Genomic DNA, 9,108 nt, shown 5'->3' with positions numbered 1-9,108 from the left:
TACCCCCCCCCCGTTTTTTGGTTTTTTTTCACCTTCTGGGGCCCCCGCCGCCGCGCGCGCGCCCCCTCTTCCCTTGTGCCGTCAGACCGTTACGCCGGAACCGACGCCACGCCCGTCTCCAGGAACCGCTTCCCGGTCACGCGCTCCGAGAGGCCCTCGCGGTCCAGGTACGGCGTGATGCCGCCCAGGTGGAAGGGCCAGCCCGCGCCGGTGATCAGGCAGAGGTCGATGTCCTGGGCCTCGGCGACGACGCCCTCGTCGAGCATGAGCCCGATCTCCTGGGCGACCGCGTCCAGGACCCGGTCCCGCACCTGCTCCTCGGACAGGACGACGTCGCCCTGCTTGAGGAGAGCGGCGACCTCGGGGTCCAGCTCCGGCTTGCCGGAGTCGTAGACGTAGAAGCCGCGCTTGCCCGCCTTGACGACGGCCGCGAGGTTCGGGGAGACCGTGAAGCGGTCCGGGAAGGCCCGGTTGAGGGTCTCCGAGACGTGCAGACCGATCGCGGGACCGACCAGTTCGAGGAGGACCAGCGGGGACATCGGCAGGCCGAGCGGCTCGATGGCCTTCTCGGCGACCTCGACCGGGGTGCCCTCGTCGATGACGTTCTGGATCTCGCCCATGAAGCGGGTCAGGATGCGGTTCACGACGAACGCCGGGGCGTCCTTGGTGAGGACCGCGGTCTTCTTCAGCTTCTTGGCGACGGCGAACGCCGTGGCCAGCGAGGCGTCGTCCGTCTGCTCGCCGCGCACGATCTCCAGGAGCGGGAGGATCGCGACCGGGTTGAAGAAGTGGAAGCCGACGACCCGCTCGGGGTTCTTCAGCTTCGACGCCATCTCGGTGACCGACAGCGAGGAGGTGTTGGTGGCGAAGATCGCGTGCGCCGGGGCGACCGCCTCGACCTCGGCGAACACCTGCTGCTTGACGCCGATCTCCTCGAAGACGGCCTCAATGACGAAGTCGGCGTCGGAGAAGCCCTCGGCCTTGTCCAGCACACCGGAGACCAGGGCCTTCAGGCGGTTGGCCTTGTCCCGGTTGACGCGGCCCTTGAGCAGCAGCTTGTCGATCTCGGCGTGGACGTAGCCCACACCCTTGTCGACACGCGCCTGGTCGATGTCCGTGAGGACGACCGGGACCTCCAGGCGGCGCAGGAAGAGCAGGGCGAGCTGCGAGGCCATCAGGCCCGCGCCGACCACGCCGACCTTGGTGACCGGACGCGCGAGCGACTTGTCCGGCGCACCCGCCGGACGCTTGCCGCGCTTCTGCACCAGGTTGAAGGCGTAGATGCCGGAGCGCAGTTCGCCACCCATGATCAGGTCGGCGAGCGCCACGTCCTCGGCGTCGTAACCCTTCTGCAGGTCGCCGTCCTTGGCCGCGGCGATGATGTCCAGCGCGCGGTAGGCGGCCGGGGCGGCCCCGTGCACCTTGCTGTCGGCGATGAAGCGGCCACGCGCGACGGCCTGGTCCCAGGCCTCGCCGCGGTCGATCTCCGGGCGCTCGACGGCGATCTCGCCCTTGAGGACGGCGGCCGTCCACAGCAGCGACTGCTCCAGGAAGTCCGCACCCTCGAAGAGCGCGTCGGCGATGCCGAGGTCGTAGACCTGACCACCCTTGAGCTGCTTGTTCTGGTTGAGCGAGTTCTCGATGATCACCGAGACGGCCTTGTCCGCGCCGATCAGGTTCGGCAGGATCGTGCAGCCGCCCCAGCCGGGGACCAGACCGAGGAAGACCTCGGGCAGCGAGAAGGCCGGCAGGGCCGCGGAGACGGTCCGGTACGAGCAGTGCAGACCGACCTCGACGCCACCGCCCATCGCCGCGCCGTTGTAGTACGCGAAGGTCGGGACCGCGAGGCCCGACAGACGCTTGAAGACCTCGTGGCCGCCCTTGCCGATGGCGAGCGCGTCCTCGTGGCGCTTCAGCAGCTCGACACCCTTGAGGTCGGCGCCGACCGCGAAGATGAACGGCTTGCCGGTGACACCGATACCGACGATCTCGCCGGCCGCGGCCTCCTGCTCGACCTGGTCGATGGCGGCGTCGAGCTTCGCCAGCGACGCGGGACCGAAGGTGGTCGGCTTGGTGTGGTCGAAGCCGTTGTCGAGGGTGATGAGCGCGAAGCGCCCGGCACCGAACGGCAGGTCGAGGTGGCGTACGTTCGCCGAGGTCACGACCTCGTCGGGGAACAGCTCGGCCGCTCCCTTGAGGAGTTCAGCGGTGCTCACTTGTCGCCTCCGGCGTCCTTGTGGTGCGGGTTCTCCCAGATCACCGTGGCGCCCATGCCGAAGCCGACGCACATGGTGGTGAGGCCGTAACGGACCTCCGGCTGCTCCTCGAACTGGCGGGCCAGCTGCGTCATCAGACGGACGCCCGAGGAGGCGAGGGGGTGGCCGTAGGCGATGGCGCCGCCGTACTGGTTGACGCGCGCGTCGTCGTCGGCGATGCCGTAGTGCTCCAGGAAGGCGAGCACCTGGACGGCGAAGGCCTCGTTGATCTCGAAGAGGTTGATGTCCTCGATCGACAGACCGGCCTGGGCGAGGGCCTTCTCGGTGGCCGGGATCGGGCCGTAGCCCATGACCTCCGGCTCGACGCCCGCGAAGGCGTACGAGACCAGGCGCATCTTGACCGGGAGGTTGTTCTCGCGGGCGAAGTCCTCGCTCGCGATGATCGAGGCGGTGGCGCCGTCGTTCAGACCGGCCGCGTTACCGGCGGTGACCCGGCCGTGGACGCGGAACGGGGTCTTCAGGCCGGACAGGTTCTCCAGCGTGGTGCCCGGACGCATCGGCTCGTCGGCGGTGACCAGGCCCCAGCCCGTCTCACCGATCTTCGCGTTGGTGTTGCGCACCGAGATCGGCACCAGGTCCTGCTGGATCTTGCCGTTGGCGTACGCCTTGGCGGCCTTCTCCTGCGAGCGCACGGCGTACTCGTCGGCGCGCTGCTTGGTGATGGTCGGGTAGCGGTCGTGCAGGTTCTCGGCGGTCATGCCCATGAACAGGGCGGACTCGTCGACCAGCTTCTCGCTGACGAAGCGCGGGTTCGGGTCCACGCCCTCGCCCATGGGGTGACGGCCCATGTGCTCGACACCGCCGGCGATGACGACGTCGTACGCGCCGAAGCCGATGGAGCCCGCGGTGGCGGTGACGGCGGTCAGCGCGCCCGCGCACATACGGTCGATGGAGTAGCCCGGGACCGACTGCGGCAGTCCGGCGAGGATGCCGGCCGTGCGGCCCAGGGTCAGACCCTGGTCACCGATCTGCGTGGTCGCGGCGATGGCGACCTCGTCGATCTTCTTGGGGTCAAGACCGGGGTTGCGGCGCAGCAGCTCCCGGATGGCCTTCACGACGAGGTCGTCGGCGCGGGTCTCGTGGTAGATGCCCTTCGGGCCCGCCTTGCCGAACGGGGTGCGGACGCCGTCGACGAAGACGACGTCCCTGACGGTACGAGGCACGATGGCTCTCCTCCAGATGCGGGATGGCACTACTGCGCGGACACACGCCTGAGCGCGCGCTCAGCACCCATGCTACTTACGAGTAACCAACCTGCCCAGTCTCGCGGGCGGGAGCGGCGAACGTCACATCCGGAAGGCCGGACGCCCGGGGAAACCGGCCATGACCGGAGGCCCAGGATCTTGGCGTGATCTCGTCGTCCGTTCGACGGGCCGACTGCGCCGTGAGACCGAGGAAAAGGCCTCCTGAGCCGAAGCGGATCGGATCAGGAGGCCCTGTGTGTGGTGTCGCGCCCCGGTGCGGACTTCAGCGGTCGCGCCCCTGGACCCCTAGACCGTCTTCAGCGACAGCGCCGTCACCAGTGCCGGTGTGACCAGCTCGACCTGCCAGGGCCGCGCCCCGCAGGCGGTGAGCGCCGCGCCGACGGACTGCGTGTCCGGCGTCGTGGGCGGCTCCCAGCACACGCGCCGCACGGTGTCCGGCGTGATCAGGTTCTCCTGCGGCATGTTCAGCTCCTCGGCCAGCGCCGACACGGCGGCCCGCGCGGCGGAGAGCCGGGCTGCGGCGGCCGGGTCCTTGTCGGCCCAGGCCCGCGGCGGGGGAGGCCCGGTCACCGGCTGTCCGGGCTGCGGCAGCTCGGCGTCCGGCAGCGCCCTCGCGCGGTCGACGGCGGCCTGCCACTGTTCGAGCTGACGCCGGCCCATGCGGTGCCCGAAGCCGTTCACGGCGGCCAGGGCGTGCAGGTTGACGGGCACGGCCAGCGCGGCCTCGACGATCGCCGTGTCCCCGAGGACCTTGCCCGGCGAGATGTCCCGGCGCTGCGCGATGCGGTCCCGGGTCTCCCACAGCTCCCGTACGACGGCCATCTGCCGGCGGCGGCGCACCTTGTGCATCCCGGACGTACGGCGCCAGGGGTCCTTGCGCGGCGGCGCGGGCTCGGCCTGGGCGATGGCGTCGAACTCCTGCCGGGCCCACTCCAGCTTGCCCTGCCGGTCGAGCTCCTTCTCCAGGGCGTCGCGGAGGTCGACCAGCAGCTCGACGTCGAGCGCGGCGTAGCGCAGCCAGGGCTCGGGCAGCGGGCGCGTCGACCAGTCGACGGCGGAGTGCCCCTTCTCCAGGACGAAGCCGAGGACGCTCTCCACCATGGCGCCGAGGCCCACCCGGGGGAACCCGGCGAGGCGTCCGGCCAGCTCGGTGTCGAAGAGGGTGGTGGGGATCATGCCTATCCCGCGCAGGCAGGGCAGGTCCTGGGTGGCGGCGTGCAGGACCCATTCGGCCCCGGAGACGGCCTCGCCGAGACCGGAGAGGTCGGGACAGGCGACGGGGTCGATGAGCGCGCTGCCGGCGCCTTCGCGGCGAAGCTGCACGAGATAGGCGCGCTGGCCGTACCGGTACCCGGACGCGCGCTCGGCGTCGACGGCCACCGGGCCGGTACCCGCGGCGAAGGCGGCGATCACCTCGGCGAGCGAGGCGTCGTCGGTGATCACCGGCGGGATGCCTTCTCGGGGCTCCAGCAAAGGGGTCGGCGCCGATTCGACGTCGTCCGGAGGGCCGCCTCCGGTGGTTCGCAGTGAGCTGTCTGCTGCGGTCTCTTGGGCGTCGGATGGTCGTAAACCAGTCAGGTGAGCGCAAGACGCGGTTCACGCGCCGGGTGGCGGGCGGGCGGGGAGACCGCTCGGTGTCGGGTGCGGGGCATCGGGAGGAGGAGGCGGAGGGGGGTCAGTGGATGATTCCGGTCCGCAGGGCCACGGCGACCATTCCGGCGCGGTCACCCGTGCCGAGCTTGCGCGCGATTCGGGCGAGGTGGCTCTTGACGGTCAGCGCGGACAGGCCCATGGAGACGCCGATGGCCTTGTTCGACTGGCCCTCCGCGACCAGGCGCAGGACCTCGACCTCTCGTCCGGACAGTTCGCGGTAGCCGCCCGGGTGGCTCGGGGCACCCGGGGGGCGGCGGTGCATACGGGCGGCGGCCGAGCCGATGGGCGCGGCGCCGGGCCGGGTGGGGAGCCCGACGTTCGTACGGGTGCCGGTGACGACGTAGCCCTTGACGCCGCCCGCGAGGGCGTTGCGTACGGCACCGATGTCGTCGGCTGCGGAGAGGGCGAGGCCGTTGGGCCAGCCCGCGGCTCGGGTTTCGGAAAGGAGGGTGAGGCCGGAACCGTCCGGCAGATGGACGTCGGCGACGCAGATGTCACGCGGGTTGCCGATTCGGGGACGGGCCTCCGCGACGGACGACGCCTCGATGACGTCGCGCACTCCGAGCGCCCACAGATGGCGGGTGACGGTGGAACGGACCCGGGGGTCTGCCACGACCACCATGGCGGTCGGCTTGTTCGGACGGTAGGCGACCAGGCTTGCGGGCTGCTCGAGGAGAACGGACACCAGGCCTCCTGGGGTGCGGGACGGGACCGGCTCTGGGGGGGGCGAGCCAGGACGAACCGTGCTTTCAAGGTCACAGACGTCTTCGGCATCAAACCCGTCGACCTTTAGGGAATGATCACGATGGGGTGAGTAACAATCCGTGCAATTCGGACGCACGATCGATCATCCGAAGATCGAACCGAGTCGTTCCGCGTCGTTCCTCGTCGATACGCGGCCGAAAGTGGTCGTATCGACATGTGGCCGGTAAGGAAACGGAAAGGGCGCGCGCGTCGGCGCGCGCCCTCGGCGGGGTCAGCGGGACTGTGGTCCCCGGCGCTGCGGCAGGGTGACCACCGAGGCGTCACCCGGAGTCACCGGCGGCAGTCCGGCGATCTGGCACAGCAGGTCGCACCAGCCGGCGAGGTGCGCGGCGGTGTCCGGTACGCCGCCGAGGCCCTCCCGGGGTGTCCAGGACGCGCGGATCTCGATCTGCGAGGCGGCCGGGCGCTCCGCGAGCCCGCCGAAGTAGTGCGAGCTCGCGCGCGTCACGGTGCCGCTCGGCTCGCCGTACGAGAGCCCGCGGGCCTGGAGCGCGCCGGTCAGCCACGACCAGCAGACCTCGGGGAGCAGCGGGTCGGCGGCCATCTCCGGCTCCAGCTCCGCGCGGACCAGGGTCACGAGACGGAAGGAGCCCTGCCAGGCGTCGTGTCCGGCCGGGTCGTGCAGCAGGACGAGACGGCCGTCGGCCAGATCCTCGTCGTCGGCGACGACCGCGGCCTCCAGCGCGTACGCGTAAGGAGCCAGGCGTTGTGGTGGTCGCGTCGGGTCGATCTCGATGTCCGGCCGCGGCCGGGCGGCCCGCAGTGCGTCGACGGCCGCCCGGAAGGGCGCCGGGGCCGTCTCCGCCGCATTCCTGTCCCCCTCCTTCTCCTCCCTCGCGTCGTCCATTCCGCCAGCGCCGTCCGACAGTCGTCCCTGAGCCGCAGCCATGCCGGGAAGATTAAGGGGAACGGAGCCCGCGCGCAGGGAGAGACACCCGTGCGTGGGACCCCTGTCCGGATCACGCCGGGCGCACGCCGTCGCGCGAGCGGGCCGTCCGGAGGGGCGGCGGGCGCACCGGAGCCCGGGACGGGGGCGCCCGTGAACCGTGGGAGACTTTCCGTCGTGAGCGCCAACCACAGCCCCGCCGGGCAGCAGCCGACAGCCACGTACGAGTCCGCCTTCCTCAAGGCGTGCAGGCGCGAGCCCGTGCCGCACACGCCCGTGTGGTTCATGCGGCAGGCCGGTCGCTCACTGCCCGAGTACCTCAAGGTGCGCGAGGGCATCCCCATGCTGGAGTCCTGTGCGCGGCCCGAGCTGGTCGCCGAGATCACGCTCCAGCCGGTCCGCCGGCACCGCGTGGACGCCGCGATCTACTACAGCGACATCGTGGTCCCGCTGAAGGCCATCGGCGTCGACCTGGACATCAAGCCGGGCGTCGGCCCGGTCGTCCAGAACCCGATCCGTACCCGTGCCGACCTGGCCCAGCTGCGTGATCTGACCCCCGAGGACGTCTGGTACGTCACCGAGGCGATCGGGCTCCTGACGGCCGAACTCGGCGAGACCCCGCTCATCGGTTTCGCGGGCGCGCCCTTCACCCTCGCGAGCTACCTCGTGGAGGGCGGTCCGTCCAAGAACCACGAGCACACCAAGGCGCTGATGTACAGCGACCCGCAGCTCTGGGCCGACCTGCTCGACCGTCTCGCCGAGATCACCTCCGCCTTCCTCAAGGTGCAGATCGAGGCCGGGGCGAGCGCCGTCCAGCTCTTCGACTCCTGGGTCGGAGCCCTGGCCCCGGCCGACTACCGCCGCTCCGTAATGCCCGCGTCCGCCAAGGTCTTCGACAGCGTCGCCTCCTACGGTGTGCCGCGCATCCACTTCGGCGTCGGCACCGGCGAGCTGCTCGGCCTCATGGGTGAGGCCGGCGCGGACGTCGTCGGCGTCGACTGGCGCGTCCCGCTCGACGAGGCCGCCCGCCGCGTCGGCCCCGGCAAGGCGCTCCAGGGCAACCTCGACCCCGCGGTCCTGTACGCCTCCACCGAGGCCGTCGAGGCGAAGACCCGCGAGGTGCTCGACGCCGCCGCCGGCCTGGAGGGCCACGTCTTCAACCTCGGGCACGGCGTCATGCCGAGCATGGACCCCGACGTGCTGAGCCGACTGGTGGAGTACGTCCACACGCAGACGGCCCGCTAGAAGCCGCGGTCGGCCCGCGCCGGAACCCGCGGTCGGCCTCTCCACGCCTCACCAGCCGTGCCGCGCCTGTCTGCCCCACAGCAGGCGGCGCGGTTCGGGCGGTGGCGGGGTGCCCGGACGCAGCGGCCAGGCCAGGAGCATGCCGGCCAGGAAGCCGACGACGTGCGCCGCGTACGCCACGGTGCCCGCGGCGGGCACGGCGGCGCCGGACGAGTACGCGGCCTGGAGCACGAACCAGAAGCCCAGCACGAGCCACGCGGGCAGCCGGAGCGGCAGGAACACCAGGAACGGGACCAGGACCCAGACCCTGGCTCTCGGATACAGCACCAGATACGCGCCGAGGACCCCGGCGATCGCCCCCGAGGCGCCGATCAGCGGGTCGCCCGAGTCCTCGTTGACCAGGGCGAAGCCGTACGCCGCCGCGAAGCCGCACGCCACGTAGAACAGCGTGAAGCGCACATGTCCGAGCCGGTCCTCGATGTTGTTGCCGAAGATCAGCAGGAAGAGCATGTTGCCCAGCAGGTGCAGCCAGCTCCCGTGCAGGAACATCGACGTGAGCACCGACAGCGGCGGGGACTTGTCGTAGTCCGGCGGACCCAGCGCACAGCCCGACCCGTGGAGCCCGCCGCCGACCTCGCCGGTCGGCACCAGGCGGGGCATCCGATGGTGGATCAGTTCCTGCGGCACGGCGGCGTAATGGTCCATGAACGCGTGCAGATGACAGAGCTGCGACAGAGCGCTGTCGCCCGCCACCGATCCGGCGAGACCGGGGGTGTAGAGGAACACGAGCACATTGGCGGCGATCAGCGCGTACGTCACACAGGGCGTGCGCCGCACCGGGTTCACGTCATGGACGGGAATGACCACGAGGGACTACTGCCCGCGAAGCGCGGGGTGAATCCGCGCTCCAACGGGCCGGACGGGCCCCCGGCCGGCCCGGCCCCGGGCGCGGTTTCCCGTCGAACACACTGAACACTTGTGCCCCCGCGGCCGTATGTCTCCTCAGCCCCCCGCGGGGGCGCGCGCGCGCGCGCGAGGGTCGTCGAAGGTGGACGCTCTTTTTAGAGGGTCTCAGAGA

The 9,108-nt window shown here is 71.0% G+C and carries 7 protein-coding genes; 1 reads left to right on the top strand and 6 read right to left on the bottom strand.

Annotation, left to right across the window (positions count from 1 at the left end):
• Positions 1 to 89 precede the first annotated feature (89 nt).
• The 5 genes from ACFXGX_RS16930 to ACFXGX_RS16910 all read right to left on the bottom strand — a co-directional run bounded on the left by ACFXGX_RS16930 (position 90) and on the right by ACFXGX_RS16910 (position 6,746).
• Positions 90 to 2,216 (bottom strand): 3-hydroxyacyl-CoA dehydrogenase NAD-binding domain-containing protein, encoded by a 2,127-nt coding sequence (locus ACFXGX_RS16930; protein ID WP_384791037.1) that lies wholly within the window; start codon positions 2,214 to 2,216, stop codon positions 90 to 92.
• On the bottom strand, positions 2,213 to 3,439 hold the full coding sequence (locus tag ACFXGX_RS16925; RefSeq protein WP_384791034.1) for a thiolase family protein: 1,227 nt from the start codon (positions 3,437 to 3,439) through the stop codon (positions 2,213 to 2,215). Before ACFXGX_RS16925 ends, ACFXGX_RS16930 begins: the two co-directional genes overlap by 4 nt.
• Before the next feature lie 327 nt (positions 3,440 to 3,766).
• Positions 3,767 to 5,059, bottom strand: a complete 1,293-nt coding sequence (locus ACFXGX_RS16920) for a ribonuclease D (RefSeq protein WP_384791163.1) — start codon at positions 5,057 to 5,059, stop codon at positions 3,767 to 3,769.
• Positions 5,060 to 5,156: 97 nt separating this feature from the next.
• The gene (locus tag ACFXGX_RS16915; RefSeq protein ID WP_019073943.1) at positions 5,157 to 5,819 is read right to left on the bottom strand and encodes a response regulator transcription factor; all 663 of its coding nucleotides are present in this window, start codon (positions 5,817 to 5,819) and stop codon (positions 5,157 to 5,159) included.
• 291 nt (positions 5,820 to 6,110) lie between these two features.
• Entirely contained in the window at positions 6,111 to 6,746 is a 636-nt protein-coding gene (locus tag ACFXGX_RS16910; RefSeq protein WP_384791160.1) for a DUF3000 domain-containing protein, read from the bottom strand.
• Positions 6,747 to 6,962: 216 nt separating this feature from the next.
• Between ACFXGX_RS16910 and hemE the strand changes: the two genes are divergently transcribed.
• Positions 6,963 to 8,030, top strand: a complete 1,068-nt coding sequence (gene hemE, locus ACFXGX_RS16905) for a uroporphyrinogen decarboxylase (RefSeq protein ID WP_384791031.1) — start codon at positions 6,963 to 6,965, stop codon at positions 8,028 to 8,030.
• A 48-nt stretch (positions 8,031 to 8,078) separates the two neighbouring features.
• Here the strand turns inward: hemE and ACFXGX_RS16900 are convergent, their stop codons facing one another.
• Positions 8,079 to 8,897: a rhomboid family intramembrane serine protease gene (locus tag ACFXGX_RS16900; RefSeq protein ID WP_384791028.1), complete on the bottom strand. Its 819-nt coding sequence runs from the start codon at positions 8,895 to 8,897 to the stop codon at positions 8,079 to 8,081.
• Positions 8,898 to 9,108: the final 211 nt, after the last annotated feature.

Origin of the sequence: Streptomyces sp. NPDC059371, assembly GCF_042751995.1 — a bacterium.
Classification (GTDB): domain Bacteria; phylum Actinomycetota; class Actinomycetes; order Streptomycetales; family Streptomycetaceae; genus Streptomyces.
Note: the sequence above shows the minus strand (reverse complement) of the source record. Positions and strands in the feature narration are given on the sequence as shown.

Bases quoted from the DNA above. Each gene is read 5' to 3' on its own strand.
- ACFXGX_RS16910 (WP_384791160.1), bottom strand. From the start codon at position 6,746: ATGGACGACGCGAGGGAGGAGAAGGAGGGGGACAGGAATGCGGCGGAG.